Source organism: Arthrobacter sp. AOP36-F1-5 (assembly GCF_058137995.1).
In genome coordinates this window covers 1,301,905-1,319,273 of the sequence record NZ_CM176892.1, presented here as the reverse complement: position 1 = coordinate 1,319,273, position 17,369 = coordinate 1,301,905, and the positions used below count along the sequence as shown (strand labels likewise).

Below are 17,369 nucleotides of genomic sequence, written 5' to 3'. Positions count from 1 at the left end.
GATCCGGCCGCCGACAGACATGGTCGTGGGTGGGACGCCGAAGCGTCCTCCCCGCAACGATTGGCTAGGCGTTGTCCTGGGAATCCGGGGTCGCGATGGGGCCCTGCGACTCGAGATCCTGCAGCTGACCTTCGATGTAGGACTTCAGGCGGGCCCGGTAGTCGCGCTCGAAGCCACGCAGCTGGTCGAGCTTGCGCTCCAGCACGGATTTCTGGTCCTCCAGCGAGTTGAGCGTCTTGGTGCTCTTGTCCTCGGCGTCGGATACCAGTTTCGTGGCCTGCAGCTGGGCTTCGGCGATGATCTTATCGCGCTGCTCGACCCCGGCGCCGACGTATTCGTCGTGCAGGCGCTGGGCCATGGCCAGCACACCGGCGGCGGACTCGGCGGAACCGGATCCTGCGGCAGCGGTATCGGCGGTGGGGGCCGCGGCGGCAGCAGGAGCTTCCGGCGTGGTCGGCGTCTGCTCGGTGGCAGGGGCGTCCTCGACCTCGGGGGAGGCTTCTTCGGCTGCTTCGTCGACGTTGCCGGTCACCGGAGCGGATTCCGCGGCCGGAGCGGCGGCGGTCTCGCTGGCGGGGGCCGCGGCGACGGGGGCCGGAACGCTGCCGGTTTCGACGTCCGTGGAGCCACCGAGCTCGCTGACGCGCTGGCGCAGCTGCTCGTTCTCCTGGGTCAGTCGACGCAGTTCCACGACGATCTCGTCCAGGAAGTCGTCAACTTCGTCCTGATCGTAGCCCTCCCGGAACTTCGTTGGCTGGAAACGCTTGTTGACTACATCTTCTGGCGTGAGCGCCATCTGGTCACCTCGATACTTAGTTCTCTCCCCGGCCGCCTGATTGCGGCCCGAGGGCGATTACACCGGTTATGTAAGCAAGCTGCAGCGGCTGCCGCGGCATACTTCCTGTTTCAAGACTATAACGTTTCCCGCACCGAAGACTAACCTTTGACCTCGGTCGGGAGACAAGAGCCTATCGCCCGATCTGCAGAACGACGACCTTGGCAATGATGATGGCGAAATAAAGGATCAGGAAAGCCAGATCCAGGCGCATCCCGCCCACATCCAAGGGCTTGATCTTGGACCGGAGCCACCGCATGGGCGGATCGGTGATGCGGTAGACGAAACTGGCCAGGATCAGCGCCATGCCGCGGGGACGCCAGCCCCGGGCGAACATCTGGACGATGTCGTAGACGATCCTCAGCATGAGCATGACCTGGACGACCGTCAAGGCGGCATAGACCAGTCCGAAAAGAATTCCCACGGTACGAAGCGGCCGCTAGCTCTGGTTGAAGAAGGTTGCCGTGTCCTCGGAGGATTTCTTGTCCTCACCCAGGATCTCGACGCTGGCCGGTGAGAGAAGAAACACCTTGTTGGTGACGCGTTCGATGCTGCCATGCAGCCCGAAGACCAGGCCGGCGGAGAAGTCGACCAGACGCTTGGCGTCGCCTTCACCCATGTCCGTGACGTTCATGATGACCGGGATGCCGTCCCGGAAGCTCTCGCCGATGACCTTGGCGTCGTTATATGAACGGGGGTGAACCGTCGTGATTTGCCGCAATGAAGAATCCTCGTCCCTGGATGAAGGCGCGCGCTTGATGGGGGTGACCGGAGCCCGGTATTCCGTTTCCGGTTCAGCGGCGACTGCCATGGGGGCCCGCTCGGGCTCGACACGGGACGGTTCCGGACGCTGCTGCAGCTGCTGCTGTTCGGGCATCTCGGACTGCTCGTCCTCGTAGTGCTCGTCACCGTCGGCGAGTCCCAGGTAGATCATCGTCTTGCGCAAGGCGCCAGCCATGGTCTTCTCCTTATGATCGTACGCGGCGAGGGGTCTTCTCCCGCTTGAGTCTCCGCTGCAAACGACGCTACAGCACCGGCGGGCGCTGGCCGAGCACATCGGAGCCGACACGGAGGTGTGTCGCCCCGGCGGCCACGGCCTGTTCCAGGTCGTGGCTCATCCCCGCCGAGATCCAGTCCGCGGTGGGGTGGTCGGCCCGCAAGGAGGCGGAGATTCCGGCCAGCCGTTCGAAGGCCGGAGTCGGGTCCTGACCCAACGGGGCCACGGCCATCACCCCGGCCAGGGCCAGACCTTCGGTTTCGGCGACGAGCTCGGCCAGCTGCTGGACCTCTTCGGGTTCCGCGCCGCCGCGTCCGATCCCGCCGTCGTCCCCCGTGCGCTGGTCCGCGGCACGCAGGTCGACTTGGATCACAGTGGCCAGGTCCGCTCGGGGAGCCAGCCCCTCCTCGGCCCGGCGCTCGGTTTCGCGGTGCATGGCCTTGCCCAACGCCCGGGCCAGGGAGGCCCGGTCCAACGAATGCAGGGCCGCTGCGTAACGGACCACCGATTTGGCCTTGTTGCTTTGGAGTTGGCCGATGAAATGCCAGTTCAGGTCCAGCGTCTGGACCTGAACTGCCTTGGCGGAGGCTTCTTGGTCGCGGTTCTCACCGACCTCGCGCACCCCGAGCTCGTGGAGCAGCCGGACGTCGGAGGCGGGAAAGAACTTGGTCACGACCACCAGTTCGGGCTCCTGGTCCCGTCCGGCGGCACGGGTCGCGGTGGTGATGCGTTCGCGGACGGCCGTGAGTCGTTGCTCCAGGCCCTCGCGACGCCGGGCCTCATCCGGGGCCGGGGCGGGGGTGGTGTTCATGTGTTCCTCTCCGACAGCTGGGCCGGCCAGACGATTCCGGCCAGACGGCCGGTGCGTGCATCACGCCGGTAGGAGTAGTAATCCTGGTCCTCGACCGTACACACCCCGGTGGAGGTGACGTCCACGTCCAGACCTGCCAACAGGGTGGCCGCCGCACCCGGCAGGTCCAGTGAAGGAGTACCCCAGGAGGTCCTGGCTTCGATTCCGGGCATCACGGCCGCGGCGTCCGACGCCATGTCGGCAGGAACCTCGTAGCAGGCCCCGCATACCGCAGGACCGATCCACGCATGGATCCGGGCGCCCCCGGCCTCGCGGATAGCCTCGACCGTGTTGGTCAGGATGCCCCCGAGCAGGCCGTTGCGCCCGGCGTGGGCCACCGCGGTGACCAGTCCGCCATCGTCCCGGGCGGCCACGAAGACGACCGGTACGCAATCGGCGACCATGACCGCCAGGGGGATCGAGCCGTCCGGGGACAGCAGGGCGTCGGCCTCGGCGGACCTCTCCCCCACCCCGGCGTCCCGGGCCGGGTCGACCTGCTGGTTCGGGGCCGCCGGACGGGGTTCCACGGTATGGACCGTGACCGAATGCGTCTGGTTCATGAACCGCAGGCTCCCGGGTTCCAGGCCCAGCCGGTCCTCCAGCCTCCGACGTCGTTGAAGGACCTCCGGGGCGTGGTCGCCCACGTGCAAGGCCAGGTTGCCCTCGGCGGTCGAGGTGAAGGCCACCTGCGCCGGCGAAGGGCCGGGGAACTCAAAGCGAAGCAAGACCACCACTCCAAATCAGACAACGGCGCGCCACCCGGAATGGTACCGGGCCACGCGCCGTCGACCCCATCAGGGCCACTGTCGGGGATTACTTCAGGAAGTCGGGGACATCCAGATCGTCATGCGAGGAGGACGAGAGGTCCTGCTCCACGACGTGGGGCAGCTCGTCGTACCCCTGGGAGGCAGCGGGGGCCGCTTCGGGGGCGGAGGCCGCGGACTGGCCGGAGGAGCCGGGCGTCGATTGCGCCGAGGCGGCTCCCTCGGACGGGGCCAGCGGGATGGTGCCCGGGACCGTCGTGGGCGGCGCCTGCTGCGGCACTGCCGGTCCGCTCTGCTGCTGTCGCGGCTGCGCCGGTGCGCTGGTGACATCAACCTGGTCGAACCCCGCCGCAATGACGGTCACGCGGGCCTCGTCACCCAGGGCGTCGTCGATGACGGCACCGAAGATGATGTTGGCTTCCGGGTGGGCGACCTCCTGGACCAGGCGGGCCGCTTCGTTGATCTCGAACAGGCCCAGATCCGAACCGCCCTGGATGGAGAGCAGCACGCCGTGGGCCCCGTCGATGGACGCCTCGAGCAGCGGTGAGGCGATGGCCAGCTCGGCGGCCTGGACCGCACGGTCCTCGCCCCGGGCCGAGCCGATGCCCATGAGGGCGGAACCCGCCCCCTGCATGACCGACTTCACGTCGGCGAAGTCGAGGTTGATCAACCCGGGGGTCGTGATCAGGTCGGTGATGCCCTGGACGCCGGACAGCAGCACCTGGTCGGCGGAACGGAAGGCATCGAGTACCGAGACGTTCCGATCGCTGATGGAGAGCAGCCGGTCGTTCGGGATCACGATCAAGGTATCGACCTCGTCGCGAAGGGCGTCGATGCCGGCCTCGGCGGACGTTGCACGGCGACGGCCCTCGAAGGTGAACGGACGGGTGACGACGCCGATGGTCAGCGCCCCCAACGAACGGGCGATGCGGGCGACGACGGGGGCCCCGCCGGTGCCGGTACCACCGCCTTCGCCGGCGGTCACGAAGACCATGTCGGCGCCGCGCATGACCTCTTCGATTTCCTCGGCATGGTCTTCCGCTGCCTGGCGGCCGACCTCCGGGTTGGCGCCCGCGCCGAGGCCACGGGTCAGTTCGCGCCCCACGTCGAGCTTCACGTCGGCGTCACTCATGAGGAGCGCCTGCGCGTCGGTGTTGATCGCAATGAATTCGACGCCGCGAAGGCCGACCTCGATCATGCGGTTCACGGCGTTGACGCCGCCACCGCCGATTCCGACGACCTTGATGACGGCGAGGTAGTTCTGTGGAGCTGCCACGTCCTGTTTCCCTTGTTCGATGTGCTGCTGAGTCTTAGGAAGCTTCAACCGGACCAACGTTAACCCTCAAGTTGAGGGTTATAGTTATGTCAAGTACCTGCTACTAAGACGCTATGTTTTGCATCCCCGGCATGCAACGACCGCCTAGGCGTGTCGCACCATTACCGTGGGGTGGTTCCTGCCGCATGCCCCGACCCCTACCGGGTGACCGGGTGGTCGGGGGTGCTGACGTCGAAGGTCTTGACGCCCGCCTGCTTCTTGTCCTTCAGGAAGGCCGTGAGGACCCGTGCCTTGTCACCGCTGCGTTCGTCGCTCCCCCACAGGACCTTCTGCCCGGTCGTGAGGGAGAGTTCAACCGAATCGACGGTCTGCGCGCTGGCATGGTCAAGCTTTTTCAACGTCGAGGAAGGCAAGGCCGCCAAAACGCCGGTCAAGGAGGAAAAGACCTCCGGATCCTGCTCCGAGGCCTTCCCGTCGATCAGCGGAAGCTTGACGCCCTTGCGTTTCTTGACGCTGGACAACGTCCTGCCGTCCTCTCCGACCAGGTCGTAGGACTTCGAATCGTTCTCCACGATGGCCACCGGGGCGAACTCGACGATCCGCACCTCGAGGGTCCCGGGGGCATGGGCCTGGACAACGACGTCATGGATGGCTTCCTGATCCGCGAGCAGGTCCTTGACCCGCCCCGGACCGATCCGTGGCAATGGAGTTCCTTCCAATGGTTCCAGCGCCGTGGTGATCGTCTTCGTCGGGACCAGCTTATTGCCCTCCACCGTGATCGTCTGCACGGCCAGCAGGGGCGAATAGAGCAGCACCAGCATCAGGACCACGATCACCGCGACGACGGCCCCGCCGATCCACAGGATGCGTCGACGCAGACGCCGGCCGGGCGATTCGGGCAGGGTGACGACGTTGGGGCCGCCGGAGGATCCCCCGCTCATGCGCCCGATTCCAACCTCGAAACGATCACCGGTCCGAGTTCGGTGACATCCCCGGCGCCGATGGTCATCACGATATCGCCGCTGCGGGCCACCTCGGAGATCCGGGCCGCCACGTCCCCGCGATCGACCAACCCGCCGGCGGTGTTCAACGCATCGGCCACGAGGGATGAATGGACCCCGGGCAACGGTTGTTCACGGGCTGCGTAGATCTCCAGCACCAGGGCCGTATCAGCCAGGGAGAGGGCATCGGCGAACTCCGCCCAGAATTCGCGGGTCCGGCTGAACAGATGCGGTTGGAAGACGACATGGACCTTGCCATGCTCCCCCGCCACGGCACGGCCGGCCCGCAGCGCCGCCAGGACCTCCGTCGGGTGGTGGGCGTAGTCGTCGTAGACGGTGACCCCGTGGGCCCGGCCCCGGAGCTCGAAACGCCGGGCCGCCCCGGTGAAGGCCGCCAGGCCGTCGAGAGCCGTCCCCGGATCCAGCCCGCAGTCCAGTCCGACGGCGAAGGCCGCCGCCGCATTGAGCAGGTTGTGGTCCCCGGGGGCGGAGAGCGAGAGCCGCCCGGATCCGCCACTGCCCCAGTCCAGATCGCAGGCGAAGCGTCCCTCCTCGGGCCGGGAGTTGCTCAGCCGACGGTCCGCGGAGTCGGAGAAACCGTAGGTCTGCACCCGCACCAGAGGACGTTCCGCGCGGAGGCGCCGTGCCAGGGCCAGGGCCCCGGGGTCGTCGGCGCAGGCGATCAGCAATCCGCCGTCGGGCAACAAAGAGGCGAACTGGTGGAAGCTCTCATGCACCGCGGCTTCGGTGCCGTAGTGGTCCAGGTGGTCGGCCTCGATATTGGTCACCACGATGGTATCGGGACGGTAGTTCAGGAACGAAGCGTCGGATTCGTCGGCTTCGGCCACGAAGATCCGCCCCGAGCCATGTTCGGCGTTGACCCCCAACCCCGCGATGTTGGCGCCGATGGCGAAGGACGGTGAGGCTCCTGCCTGGCGCAGCATCACGGCGATGAGCGAGGTGGCCGTCGTCTTGCCGTGGGTGCCGCAGACGGCGACGACATGGTGGGAATCCATCGTGGCCGCCAGCCCCTCGGAGCGGTGCAGGATGCGCATCCCGCGGTCGATGGCGGCATCATATTCGGGATTCCCCGCCTTGATGACCGAGGAGGCGACGACGGTATCGGCCTCCGGCAGCTCCGCGGCGGAGTATCCGACGTGGATCACCGCCCCCAGGGCGCGGAGTTCGTCCAGGACCGGAAGGTCCTTGGCGTCGCTGCCGGTGACGGCGACCCCCTGGGCCAGCATCAGCCGGGCGACGGCGGAGACCCCGACCCCGCCGATCCCCATGAGATGGACCCGGCCGAGCTCGGCCAGCGTATGACGTTGTTGCATGCCTCTAGTGTCCTCTCTTCGGGGCGCGGACGCCCCGCTGCCCGGCGGCCGCGTCGAGCACCCGGCGGGCCATCTGTTCGGCGGCGTCGCGGCGCCCCAGCGCCCGGGCCGCCGCGGACATGGTGTCCAGGCGTCCGGGGTCGGCCAGCAACCCGGGGACGACCCGGGCGACGTAGTCGGCGGTGAACTCGTCATCGGGTTTCACGATGGCGCCCCCCGTGGCCTTCAGGTCGCTGGCATTTTGTGCCTGTTCGCCGTTGCCGATCGGCAGCGGGACCAGGATCGAGGGCAGTCCGACGGCGGCCAGCTCGCAGACCGTGCCGGCTCCGGCCCGGGCAATGATCAGGTCCGCGGCGGCGTAGGCCTGTTCCATCCCGTCCACGTATTCGACCTGGTGGTAGCCGGGCAGCGACAGCGGCTCCCCGTCCTCGTCCACCATGGCCTTGCCGCTGCCGGTGACGTGCAGGACCTGGAATCCCGGGTGTTCGGCGCCGGCGTCCCCGGCCAGGCGGCGGAGACCACCGATGAGGGCCTGGTTCACCGACAGGGCGCCGGAGGATCCGCCGGTGACCACCAGGGTCGGCAGCTGTGGGTCCAGGCCCAGGGCGCTGCGGGCTTCGACCCGGGCCGCGGCGCGGTCCAATCCGGCGATCCGGCGGCTCATGGGCATGCCGACCAGTTCGGCTCCGGGCAGGCCGGTGCCCTCGAACGCGGTGCCCACGGCGGCGGCGAAGCGCGCGCCGACCCGGTTGGCCAGGCCTGCCTTGGCGTTGGCCTCATGCACGACCACCGGGATGTGCAGCCGACGGGCCGCCAGATAAACCGGAGTGCAGACGTAGCCGCCGACCCCGACGACCACGTCGGCCTCGGCCCGGCGCAGGATGTTCTGGGCCCCCCGCACTGCCGCCACGAAACGGAACGGCAGCTTCAGCAGGTCCAGCGAGGGACGGCGTGGCATCGGCACCCGGGCGATGGTCTCCAACTCGTAGCCGGCCGCCGGCACCAGCCGGGTTTCCATCCCCGAGGGGGTTCCGACCAGGCGGATCGCGGGCCGGGGTTCGGCCTCCCGCAGGGCATCGGCAATGGCGAGCAGGGGTGAGACATGGCCGGCGGTTCCTCCGCCGGCCATCACCACCGAGGGGACATGGTTCATGGGTTGGCCTTCCTGGCTTTGCGTGGGGTCCCGCCCGGGGTCGTGGCTTCGGTGGGCAGTTCAGAGCTGGCGTCGGGGCGGGAACGGGCGAAGCACAACACGACGCCGACGGCCATGAGCGAGAGCAGCAGGGCCGAACCACCCGAGGAGATGAAGGGCAGCGGGACGCCGATCACCGGGAGCAACCCGGTGACCATGCCGATGTTCAGGAATGCCTGGCCGATCAGCCAGGCCATGATGCCGCCGGTGGCGATGCGCACGAACCCGTCCTGGTGGCGGGCCGCGACCCGGTACATCGCAATGGCGAGGATCGCGAAGAGCACGACGACGACCAGGGTGCCCAACAGTCCGAGCTCCTCACCGAGGATGGTGAAGATGAAGTCGTTGGAGGCCTCGGGGATGTAGTTCCACTTCTGCCGTGATTGGCCCAGGCCCACACCCCACCAGCCGCCTGAGGCCAGCGCATAGATGCCCTGGGTGGATTGGTAGCAGGCGCCGGGCTGGGTATCGCAGTTCAGCCCCAGCCAGGCATAGATGCGGGTCATGCGGTTGCCGGAGACCATCACCATGACCACGGCCGCGATGGCCCCGAGCACCCCGGCCGCGGCGAACAGCTTCAGCCGGACCCCGCCCAGGAACAACGTGGCCACCAGGACCAGACCGATGACCAGTGCGGTGCCCAGGTCCCGGCCGACCATCACCAGTCCCAGGAGCAGGACGCCCCCGGGGAAGAGGACCGGGATCAAGGCGTGGGACGTCTGGTCGATGAGCTTGGACTTCTTGCTCAGTACGGAGGCCGCCCAGACCGCCAGGGCCAGCTTCGCCGCTTCGGAGGGTTGGAAGGTGAGCGAACCGATCTTGATCCAGTTCTTGTTCCCGTAGATCTCCAGCCCCAGCGGTGTCAGGACCAGCAGGAGCAGGAAGGCGCTGATGAACAGGGCCGGCCACGCCAGCTTCTTGAACGTCGGCAGCGAGAACCGCGAGATGATGAGCATCATCGCGACCCCCACGACGGCCCAGACGCCCTGTTTGATGACCTGGTCGTAGGAGGAGGCATCGGGGTTGCTGCTGATCGCTTCCACGGAGGAGGAGGACAGGACCATCATCAGGCCGATCACGGTCAGGGCCAACGTGCTGCCCAGGATCAGGTAGTACCCGGTCCGTCCGTCCTTATGCGGGTCGCCTTCAACCCAGTTCCAGAAGCGGGCGACCGGCGTTTGGGTGGATTTCTCCCGGGTCCTGCCCCGCGTGGCCGCCGTGTTCTCGCGTCCGGGGGTCCGGGTGATGAGGGCCCGCGACCGGTCGGGGGCCTGGAGGCCCTTCTTCCGCGGGGAGGAGGCCTTCTTCGGGCTGCCGGGGTGGGCGTTGGTGGCCGGGGCCGACTCCTGCGCCCCGGTATCGGCGGTGCCGGATGGACCGGACGCCGGCGGATGTCCCGCTGAGCCTGCGTTGCCCCCGTGGAGGCCCGTCCTGCGGATCCGGGGCTTGCGGCCCGATCCACCGGTGGGGCGTGATGTGGGGGGTTCCACGCATACTCCTTAGTTTTCTTCGTCCTCCATGAGCCGGCCGACCGCTTCGATGAAGGCGTTGCCGCGGTGGGCGTAGGACGTGAACTGGTCCATGGATGCCGCCGCCGGCGCCATGAGCACCGTGTCCCCGGCCTCGGCGATCCGCGCCGCGGCTTGAACAGCCGCTTCCATGACCGACGTTTCGCGTTCCTGCCGATCCGAACCATCTGCTGTCTGTGTACCAGTTTCGCCTACCGGCGCCTCGATCACCTGCACCGTGGGCGCGTGTCGCCGCAATGCCTCCTGCAGCGCGGAGGTGTCGGTTCCGATGAGCACCACGGCTCGGAGTTTGTCGGCGAAGCGCGTCACCAGTTCGGAGTAGTCCACTCCCTTGGACAGCCCTCCGGCGATCCAGACGACCGAGCCGAAGGAGCCCAGCGATGCGGCGGCGGCATGCGGGTTGGTGGCCTTGGAATCGTTGATCCACAGGATGTCGTCCCGACGGGCGACGGCCTGGATGCGGTGGTCCCCGCCTTCATAGGCGTGCAGTCCCCGGCGGACGGCTTCCGGTTCGACCCCGTAGGCGCGGACCAGCGCCGCGGCAGCCAGCGCATTGGCGACCATATGCCGCGGTGCCACTCCCCCGAAGTCCTCCAACGAGGCCAGTTCGGCGGCCGAATCACCGCGCTCGGCGATGTAGGCGCGGTCCACCAACAGATCGTCGACGACCCCCAGCATGCTGCGCGCGGGGACCGAGGTGGTGAAGCCGATGGCCCGGCATCCCTCGACGACATCGGCGTCTTCGACCATTTTCTCGGTGATCGGTGCCTCCACGTTGTACACCGCGGCCACCCGGGTGCGTTCGTAGATCCTGGCTTTATCCGCCTGGTACTGCTCGAAGGAGCCATGCCAGTCCACATGGTCCTGGGCGATGTTCAACACCACCGAGGCCAGCGGCGAGAGGGTGTGGGTGTAGTGCAGTTGGAAACTGGAGAGCTCGACGGCGATCACGTCATACCCCTCGGGGTCGCGGACCGCATCGAGGATGGGCGTGCCGACGTTGCCGGCGGCGACGGCCCGCAGCCCGCCCGCCTGCAGCATGGCCTCGGTCATCCCCACGGTGGTGGTTTTCCCGTTCGTCCCGGTGATGACCAGCCATTCGGCGGTCTTGCGCCCTTCACGGTGGTTCACCCGCCAGGCGAGTTCGACGTCGCCCCAGATCGGCACCGAGGCTTCGGCGGCAGCCCTCAGCAGCGGGTGATGCGGTGGCCAGCCCGGTGAGGCGATGACCAGATCGGCGACCCGGCCGTCGATGGTGGGCAGTCCCTGGGTGTGTTCCGGGCCCAGCAGGACGTCCCGGGCACCGACGATCTTCAAGGTGTCGGCCCGCTGGGCGCTTTCCTCCCCGGCGCCGGTATCGACGACGACGACGGCGGCCCCGAGCTCGATCAGGGTATCGGCGGCGGAGAAGCCGGTGACGCCCAGCCCGGCCACCACGACCCGCAGGCCGCTCCAGTCGGCGTCCCAGCTGGTCAGATCGTCCAAACGCACGTTCACAGTCCCAAAACCCATTCGCCGTAGAAGAGACCCAAGGCAACGGCGACGCACAGTCCGCAGATGATCCAGAAGCGCACGACGACGGTGACTTCGGCCCACCCCTTGAGTTCGAAGTGATGCTGCAGCGGAGCCATCAGGAAGATTCGTCTGCCGCCGGAGAGTTTGAAGAAGCCGACCTGGATGATCACCGACAAGGAGATGATCACGAACAGTCCGGCGAGGATGATCAGCAGGACCTCGGTGCGTGAGAGCAGCGCGAAGGCCGCCACGGCACCACCGATGGCCAGTGAGCCGGTGTCCCCCATGAAGATCTGTGCCGGGGAGGTGTTCCACCACAGGAACCCGATCAGGGCCCCGGAGAGGATCGCCGCGAGCAGGGCCAGATCCATCGGGTCGCGGACTTCGTAACACACCGACCCGATCGAGCGGGAGGATCCACAGGCCTGGTTGAACTGCCAGATGCCCATCAGGGTGTACGCACTGAAGACCATGATCGACGCCCCGGTCGCCAGCCCGTCCAGGCCGTCGGTGAGGTTCACGCCGTTGGTGGCCGCGGTGACGATCACATTCGCCCAGATGATGAAGAGGATGGCCCCGATCAGCGGGCCGAAGAACGCCAGATCCAGGGCGGTGTCGCGCGTGAAGGACAAATGGGTGGAGGCCGGGGTCAGACCCTTGCCGTTGGGGAACTTCAGTGCGAGGATCGCGAAGGCGATCCCCACGATCGCCTGCAACAGCAGTTTCTGCCAGGCCCGGAGCCCGAGGCTGCGCTGCTTGGAGATCTTGATGTAGTCGTCGAGGAACCCGACGAAGCCCATGCCGGCCATCAGGAACAGCAACACCAACCCACTGGCCGAGGGGCCGGGGGCATGGTCGGCGAGCAGGCCCAGGATCCCGTGCGTACCGAAATAGGCGACGAAGACGGCCGCGACGATGACGGCACCGCCCATGGTCGGCGTCCCGCGCTTGGTGTGGTGCGAGGTCGGACCGTCGTCCCGGACGAACTGGCCATAGCTGCGCTTGGTCAGGACCTTGATGAAGACCGGGGTTCCGGCAAAGGACAGGACCAGGGCGATGGCTGCGCCCATGATGAGGGAGATCACCGGGGATCCTCCGTTTCGAGCGCGCTGGTGGCACCGTTCGAGCAGGTAGTGGAAGCCACCCTGTCGCCCAGGTGGCGTAGACCTGCGGAGTTGGAGGACTTGAACAAGACGATGTCTCCGGGTTCCAGCTGGTCAGCCAACAATGCCTCGGCGTCGTCCGGGGTCTCGACGTAGTACGCCTCGTCTCCCCAACTGCCTTCGAGCACTGCCGAGTTGAAGGCGGCCTTGGCTCCTTGGCCGACCACCACCAGCTTCTTGATGTTGAGCCGGACCGCGAGGCGGCCGACCAGGTCGTGTTCGTGGATTGATTCGGGGCCGAGTTCGAGCATCTCGCCCAGGACTGCCCAGGTGCGGCGGGCGACTCCCGCCTCCGAGGGCAGACCGAGTTCGGCCAGCGTCCGCAGTGCGGCACGCATCGATTCGGGATTCGCGTTGTAGGCGTCGTTGACGATGCTCACGCCGTCGGCACGGTCGGTGCGTTCCATGCGCCACCGGCTCGCCGGCCCCCGGTCCTGCAGGGTCGCGGCGATCGTGGAGCCGTCGATGCCCACGCTGTACGCGGCGGCCGCGGCGGCCAGCAGGTTTGAGACGTGGTGCCGTCCGATGAGTCCGCTACGGATCCGGTGGCTTCCACCGTCGGGCAGGTCGAGCGTGAATTCGGGGTAGCCGCCCTCGGCGACCACGATGTCGGTGGCCATGACCGGGGCCCGGTTCCCGCCGTCGTCCATGGCGAATCCGAGGATCTCGGCGTCGGTGCGTGTCGCCATGGCGGCGACCCGCGGGTCGTCGAGGTTCAGGATGGCGGTGCCGTTGCCAGGCAGTGCCTCGACCAATTCGCCCTTGGCCCGGGCGATGTTCTCCACTCCGCCGAATTCGCCGGCGTGGGCGGTGCCCACACACAGCACGACGCCGGTGTCCGGGTGGACCATGTCGGTCAGGTAGGTGATGTGGCCGATGCCGGTGGCACCCATTTCGATGACCAGGTACCGGGTCTCGGCCGTGGCATTGAAGACGGTCAGAGGGACGCCGACTTCGCCGTTGTAGGAACCGATGGGAGCCACCGTGGGCCCCGAGGTCTGCAGGATCGATGCGAGCAGGTCCTTGGTGGTGGTCTTCCCGGCGGAACCGGTGATGCCGATGACCCGGGTCCCGCCGGCCCGCAGCCGCTCCACGAGATGGGCCGCCAGCGCGCCCATGGCGATGACCGCATCGTCGACGATGACCGCCGGGTGCACGGCCCCTGCCGTATCCAGTGTCTCGTGCTCGGCCAGGGCCAGGATGGCGCCTGCGGCGAAGGCCCGGTCGATGAAGTGGTGGCCGTCCGATACCTCGCCGGGTTTGGCGACGAAAAGGGTCCCGGTGGCGCACTCCCGTGAGTCGGTGGCGACACCGCTGACGGTGGTTCCGGGATCGGCGGTGGCCGTGATGCGCCCACCGGTAATGGACGCAATGTCGGCTGTGTTCAGTTCAATCATGGCTCTTTGACTTTACCCGTTGGCCGCCGAGTCGGTGGAACCGTCCTCGGCGGGGCGCGGGCTATGCCCTGCGGCGAGCAATGCCTGACGCAGTTCCACCCGGTCGTCCAGGGCCACGTTCACGCCGTTGACTTCCTGCCAGACCTCATGCCCGCGCCCTGCCACCAGGATGGTGTCCCCGGCCCGCGCCATCGCCACTGCGGCCACGATCGCGTCCGCCCGCGGGAAGATCTCGGCGGCCTGGCTCCCCAGTCCCTCGGCTTCGATGGCCTCCAACGCCCCGGTCAGGACATCCCGGCGGATCCCTCCGGCTTCCTCGTTGTGGGGATCATCATCCGTGATGATCACGACATCGGCGTGTCGGGCTGCGACGGCCCCCATGGTGGGGCGTTTGGTGGCGTCCCGGTCCCCCGTGGCCCCGAAGACGACGATGACCCGTGAGTCCGGATGTTGTCCCCGCACGCCTTCGATGGCCCGTTCGAGCGCGTCTGAATTATGGGCGAAATCGACGACGGCTGCCGGGGAATCACAGATGACCTGCATCCGGCCCGGCACCGCGACGGTCAGGGGGTCGGAGGCGTCCAGGACCCGTTGGAGGTCTTCCAGGGCGATGCCTGCGACATGGACCATCAGCAGGGCCAGGGCGGCGTTGGAGACATTGAAGAGCCCGGGCAGGCCCGTGTGGGCGCGCAACCGTTCCCCGTCGGGACCGTGAATTTCGAATTCATGACCGAGACCGTGCTGGGCGATGCCCTGGACGCTCCACGCCCGACCGGGCAGCTGCTCGTCGGCTCCTGCCCCATCACGGGGAACGGTCCGCAGGGTGGACACCTCGGCGGTGCTGGAGCGCGCCATGCGACGACCCCAGGCATCGTCCACCGTGATGACCGCACGGGCACTCCGCTCGGCGGCGAAGAGCCGGGACTTGGCCTCGAAATAGGCCTCCATGCTGCCATGCAGGTCCAGGTGGTCCTGGGTGAGGTTGGTGAAGCCCGCGACCCCGAAGGCCATGCCTCCGACTCGTTCATAGTCGATGGAATGGGAGGAGACCTCCATCGCGACCGTGTCCACCCCGGCCGCCCGCATCCGGGCCAACAACGCATGCAGTTGCGGGGCTTCCGGTGTGGTCAGCACGCTGGGGATCCGTGTTCCGTCGGCGAGGATCTCAATGGTCCCGATCAGCCCGGTCCGCTGGCCCAGCGCCCGCAACAGCGAGGTGATGAAGTACGTCGTCGTGGTCTTGCCGTTGGTTCCGGTGACACCGATCAGGCCGAGCCCGGGCTCCCCCGATCCGTACAGGATGGCGGCCACGGGTCCCACGGAGGCCCGCACGGAGTCCACCACCAGCACCGGTAGGCCGGTGGCCGCCGCCCGTTCTTCACCGCTTTCGTCGGCGAGGATCGCCCCGGCTCCGGAATTGGCGGCTGCGGTGCAGTAGTCGGCACCATGGCTTCGTGCCCCGGGAACCGCTGCGTAGAGGTCCCCGGCCAGCACGGCTCGTGAATCGAGGCATACCCCCTGGACCACCGTGCCGCCGTCACCCCGGAGCCGAGGCGTGATGCCGTGCTCGGCCAGGCGACCGGCCAGCTCGTTCAGGGTCAGACGAGGAGCCTGGTCGGGACGGAACGCACGTTCGGCGTCCTGGGGGGTGGGGGGCACTGTGTTCACCATGCGTATTTCTGCTTCTTTCCGACGAAGACCTTATAGGGATCGGGCTTATCGGTGGTGGGTGGGACGTTGTAGCTGTTGAGGGTCTGGGACATGATCGAGGTGAACGTGTCGCCCACACTGAAGCTCTCCCAATTGCCCTTGGGCCGCTGCATCGTCACGACGACCAGGTACTTCGGGTCGTCGATCGGCGCCATCCCGGCGAAGGAGCTGGTGTAGCCGTCGAGTTTGCCCGTCGGACCGGCGGCCTGACCGGTTCCGGTCTTGCCCCCGACGCGGTATCCATCGATGTCCATGTCATACCCCGTGCCGTCGGTCACCACGGTCTCCATCATCCGCCGCATTTCCTTGGAGGTCTTCTTGGAGATGACCCGCTTGCTCTTGACCTCCTTGCGCTCGTGTTCGGTCCCGTCCGGATCCGTGTAGGACTCGATGAGCGAGGGCTCGATCTGGACCCCCTGGTTGGCGATCGCCTGGAAGATGCGGGCCGTGTGCAGGGAGGTCAGGCTGTAGCCCTGGCCGAACATGGTCGTGTACTGCTGGCGGCGGTCCCAGCGCTCCGGGGGAACGAAGATGCCCTTGTTGACCGGAACCCCGATGTCGAAGCCCTGGCCGATGCCGAACTTCTTCATCCATTCGTAGCGTTGTTCGTTGCTGAGCTTGCTGCCGACCATCGTGGTGCCGGTGTTGTAGGAGCGCGCGAAGATCCCCGCCGTGGTCATGTCCAGGGTCTCGTGCTTCATCGAGTCGTGGATGGTTTCCTTGCCGATGGTGTATTCGTTCGGGACGGTGAAGTGGTCCTTGGGCTTCACCACGCCTTCCTCCAAGGCGGCCGCGAAAGTGGCGGCCTTGCCGGTCGAGCCGGGTTCGTAGGCCTGCGACACCGTGGTTGAACGACGGAACTTGGCGTCCGTGGCTCCCGGGTCCGCCGGATCCACCGTCGTCGAATCCGCCAGGGCCCGGATCTTGCCGGTGTCCACCTCGACGACCACCGCGTTGACCCATTCGGCGTTGAACTGCTTCTGCTTGGCCATCACCGCTTCCTGGGCGGCCCACTGGATATCGCTGTTGATCGTGAGTTTGAGGTCCTGGCCATCGACCGCCGGCTTTTCCTTGAGCGTCGCCATCGGAATCCTGACCCCATCGGCGGCGATCTCGAAGGTCTTGGTCCCCGCTTCACCGGCCAATGCTTTGTTCTGGCTCAATTCCAAGCCCTCGGCCCCGGTCTGGGAGGTCCCGTCCTCGCTGGACCGCAGAAAACCCAATACCGAGCCGGCGACGGTGCCGTTGGGGTATTCACGTTCGAAGCGTTCCTGGCTGGTGATCCATGGCAGCCCGATCTTCAGGACCTTGTTGCGGGTTTCGGGGGTCACCCCTTTGGCCACGACGGAGTAGCCCTTCTTCTTGGCCCCCTCATCGCCGATGATGGAGGTCTTCAGCGTGTCCTGATCGATGTCCAGGGTGGCCGCGAGTTCCTTGACGGCGTCTTCGGTCTGCACGACGTCCCGGCCGCCGTCACCGTCCTTGCGCTTGAACGAGTCCTTAACCTGGCGCTGGTCGACCACCAGGTCGTAGCGTTCAAAGCTGGCAGCCAGGATCTTCCCGGATGAGTCCAGGATCTTGCCACGCACCGGCTGCTGGTCCGTTTCGCGGATCCGCTGGCCGGTGGCCGCCTCCGCAGCAGCCGACGGATCGAGCCCCTGCACCAGGAAGAGCCGTCCGCCGAGCAGGACCAGCATGACCATGGCAAGGGCCAGGCCCGTCCGCAGACGGCGCGGCTCGGTGTGCTTTGATTTCCTGGCGGGCGGCCTGGCCATAGTTCATTCCTTGGGTTGCTGATCGGTTCTT

At 67.3% G+C, this 17,369-nt stretch carries 15 protein-coding genes; all 15 read right to left on the bottom strand.

Translation table 11 applies throughout. The features are described 5' to 3' along the window. Positions 1 to 64 precede the first annotated feature (64 nt). The 15 genes from AC3ZI9_RS06055 to AC3ZI9_RS05985 all read right to left on the bottom strand — a co-directional run bounded on the left by AC3ZI9_RS06055 (position 65) and on the right by AC3ZI9_RS05985 (position 17,338). Complete coding sequence (locus tag AC3ZI9_RS06055; protein WP_444554413.1) at positions 65 to 796, bottom strand: DivIVA domain-containing protein; 732 nt, start codon at positions 794 to 796, stop codon at positions 65 to 67. A 172-nt stretch (positions 797 to 968) separates the two neighbouring features. Then, positions 969 to 1,259 (bottom strand): YggT family protein, encoded by a 291-nt coding sequence (locus tag AC3ZI9_RS06050; RefSeq protein ID WP_444554412.1) that lies wholly within the window; start codon positions 1,257 to 1,259, stop codon positions 969 to 971. Between the two features lie 15 nt (positions 1,260 to 1,274). Further along, complete coding sequence (locus AC3ZI9_RS06045) at positions 1,275 to 1,793, bottom strand: cell division protein SepF (RefSeq protein WP_444554411.1); 519 nt, start codon at positions 1,791 to 1,793, stop codon at positions 1,275 to 1,277. 67 nt (positions 1,794 to 1,860) lie between these two features. Further along, the gene (locus AC3ZI9_RS06040; RefSeq protein WP_444554410.1) at positions 1,861 to 2,643 is read right to left on the bottom strand and encodes a YggS family pyridoxal phosphate-dependent enzyme; all 783 of its coding nucleotides are present in this window, start codon (positions 2,641 to 2,643) and stop codon (positions 1,861 to 1,863) included. Beyond that, positions 2,640 to 3,413 (bottom strand): purine nucleoside phosphorylase YfiH/LACC1 family protein, encoded by a 774-nt coding sequence (locus AC3ZI9_RS06035; protein ID WP_444554409.1) that lies wholly within the window; start codon positions 3,411 to 3,413, stop codon positions 2,640 to 2,642. The genes AC3ZI9_RS06040 and AC3ZI9_RS06035 overlap by 4 nt, the downstream gene beginning before the upstream one ends. Before the next feature lie 82 nt (positions 3,414 to 3,495). Next, positions 3,496 to 4,722 (bottom strand): cell division protein FtsZ, encoded by a 1,227-nt coding sequence (ftsZ, locus tag AC3ZI9_RS06030; protein WP_444561497.1) that lies wholly within the window; start codon positions 4,720 to 4,722, stop codon positions 3,496 to 3,498. Positions 4,723 to 4,919: 197 nt separating this feature from the next. After that, complete coding sequence (locus AC3ZI9_RS06025) at positions 4,920 to 5,663, bottom strand: cell division protein FtsQ/DivIB (protein ID WP_444554407.1); 744 nt, start codon at positions 5,661 to 5,663, stop codon at positions 4,920 to 4,922. Continuing rightward, positions 5,660 to 7,057, bottom strand: coding sequence for a UDP-N-acetylmuramate--L-alanine ligase (murC, locus tag AC3ZI9_RS06020; protein WP_444561495.1), 1,398 nt, complete (start codon positions 7,055 to 7,057; stop codon positions 5,660 to 5,662). Before murC ends, AC3ZI9_RS06025 begins: the two co-directional genes overlap by 4 nt. A gap of 4 nt (positions 7,058 to 7,061) precedes the next feature. After that, a complete protein-coding gene (gene murG / locus AC3ZI9_RS06015; RefSeq protein ID WP_444554405.1) occupies positions 7,062 to 8,210 on the bottom strand; it encodes an undecaprenyldiphospho-muramoylpentapeptide beta-N-acetylglucosaminyltransferase in 1,149 nt (382 codons plus the stop codon). Beyond that, a complete protein-coding gene (gene ftsW, locus AC3ZI9_RS06010; protein ID WP_444566503.1) occupies positions 8,207 to 9,739 on the bottom strand; it encodes a putative lipid II flippase FtsW in 1,533 nt (510 codons plus the stop codon). The genes murG and ftsW overlap by 4 nt, the downstream gene beginning before the upstream one ends. A 9-nt stretch (positions 9,740 to 9,748) precedes the next feature. Beyond that, positions 9,749 to 11,290 carry a UDP-N-acetylmuramoyl-L-alanine--D-glutamate ligase gene (murD, locus tag AC3ZI9_RS06005; RefSeq protein ID WP_444561494.1) on the bottom strand — a complete coding sequence of 514 codons (1,542 nt, stop codon included), beginning with the start codon at positions 11,288 to 11,290 and terminating at the stop codon, positions 9,749 to 9,751. Then, the gene (mraY, locus tag AC3ZI9_RS06000; protein ID WP_444554402.1) at positions 11,272 to 12,378 is read right to left on the bottom strand and encodes a phospho-N-acetylmuramoyl-pentapeptide-transferase; all 1,107 of its coding nucleotides are present in this window, start codon (positions 12,376 to 12,378) and stop codon (positions 11,272 to 11,274) included. The genes murD and mraY overlap by 19 nt, the downstream gene beginning before the upstream one ends. Continuing rightward, a complete protein-coding gene (locus AC3ZI9_RS05995; protein ID WP_444554401.1) occupies positions 12,375 to 13,853 on the bottom strand; it encodes a UDP-N-acetylmuramoyl-tripeptide--D-alanyl-D-alanine ligase in 1,479 nt (492 codons plus the stop codon). The genes mraY and AC3ZI9_RS05995 overlap by 4 nt, the downstream gene beginning before the upstream one ends. A 12-nt stretch (positions 13,854 to 13,865) precedes the next feature. Next, positions 13,866 to 15,524: a UDP-N-acetylmuramoyl-L-alanyl-D-glutamate--2,6-diaminopimelate ligase gene (locus tag AC3ZI9_RS05990; protein ID WP_489923955.1), complete on the bottom strand. Its 1,659-nt coding sequence runs from the start codon at positions 15,522 to 15,524 to the stop codon at positions 13,866 to 13,868. Further along, entirely contained in the window at positions 15,518 to 17,338 is a 1,821-nt protein-coding gene (locus AC3ZI9_RS05985; RefSeq protein ID WP_444554399.1) for a peptidoglycan D,D-transpeptidase FtsI family protein, read from the bottom strand. Before AC3ZI9_RS05985 ends, AC3ZI9_RS05990 begins: the two co-directional genes overlap by 7 nt. Between the last annotated feature and the right edge of the window lie 31 nt (positions 17,339 to 17,369).

Coding starts and splice junctions, on each gene's coding strand:
- AC3ZI9_RS06055 (WP_444554413.1), bottom strand. CDS start 796: ATGGCGCTCACGCCAGAAGATGTAGTCAACAAGCGTTTCCAGCCAACG.
- AC3ZI9_RS06045 (WP_444554411.1), bottom strand. CDS start 1,793: ATGGCTGGCGCCTTGCGCAAGACGATGATCTACCTGGGACTCGCCGAC.
- AC3ZI9_RS06040 (WP_444554410.1), bottom strand. CDS start 2,643: ATGAACACCACCCCCGCCCCGGCCCCGGATGAGGCCCGGCGTCGCGAG.
- AC3ZI9_RS06025 (WP_444554407.1), bottom strand. CDS start 5,663: ATGAGCGGGGGATCCTCCGGCGGCCCCAACGTCGTCACCCTGCCCGAA.
- murC (WP_444561495.1), bottom strand. CDS start 7,057: ATGCAACAACGTCATACGCTGGCCGAGCTCGGCCGGGTCCATCTCATG.
- murG (WP_444554405.1), bottom strand. CDS start 8,210: ATGAACCATGTCCCCTCGGTGGTGATGGCCGGCGGAGGAACCGCCGGC.
- murD (WP_444561494.1), bottom strand. CDS start 11,290: ATGGGTTTTGGGACTGTGAACGTGCGTTTGGACGATCTGACCAGCTGG.
- AC3ZI9_RS05995 (WP_444554401.1), bottom strand. CDS start 13,853: ATGATTGAACTGAACACAGCCGACATTGCGTCCATTACCGGTGGGCGC.
- AC3ZI9_RS05990 (WP_489923955.1), bottom strand. CDS start 15,524: ATGGTGAACACAGTGCCCCCCACCCCCCAGGACGCCGAACGTGCGTTC.
- AC3ZI9_RS05985 (WP_444554399.1), bottom strand. CDS start 17,338: ATGGCCAGGCCGCCCGCCAGGAAATCAAAGCACACCGAGCCGCGCCGT.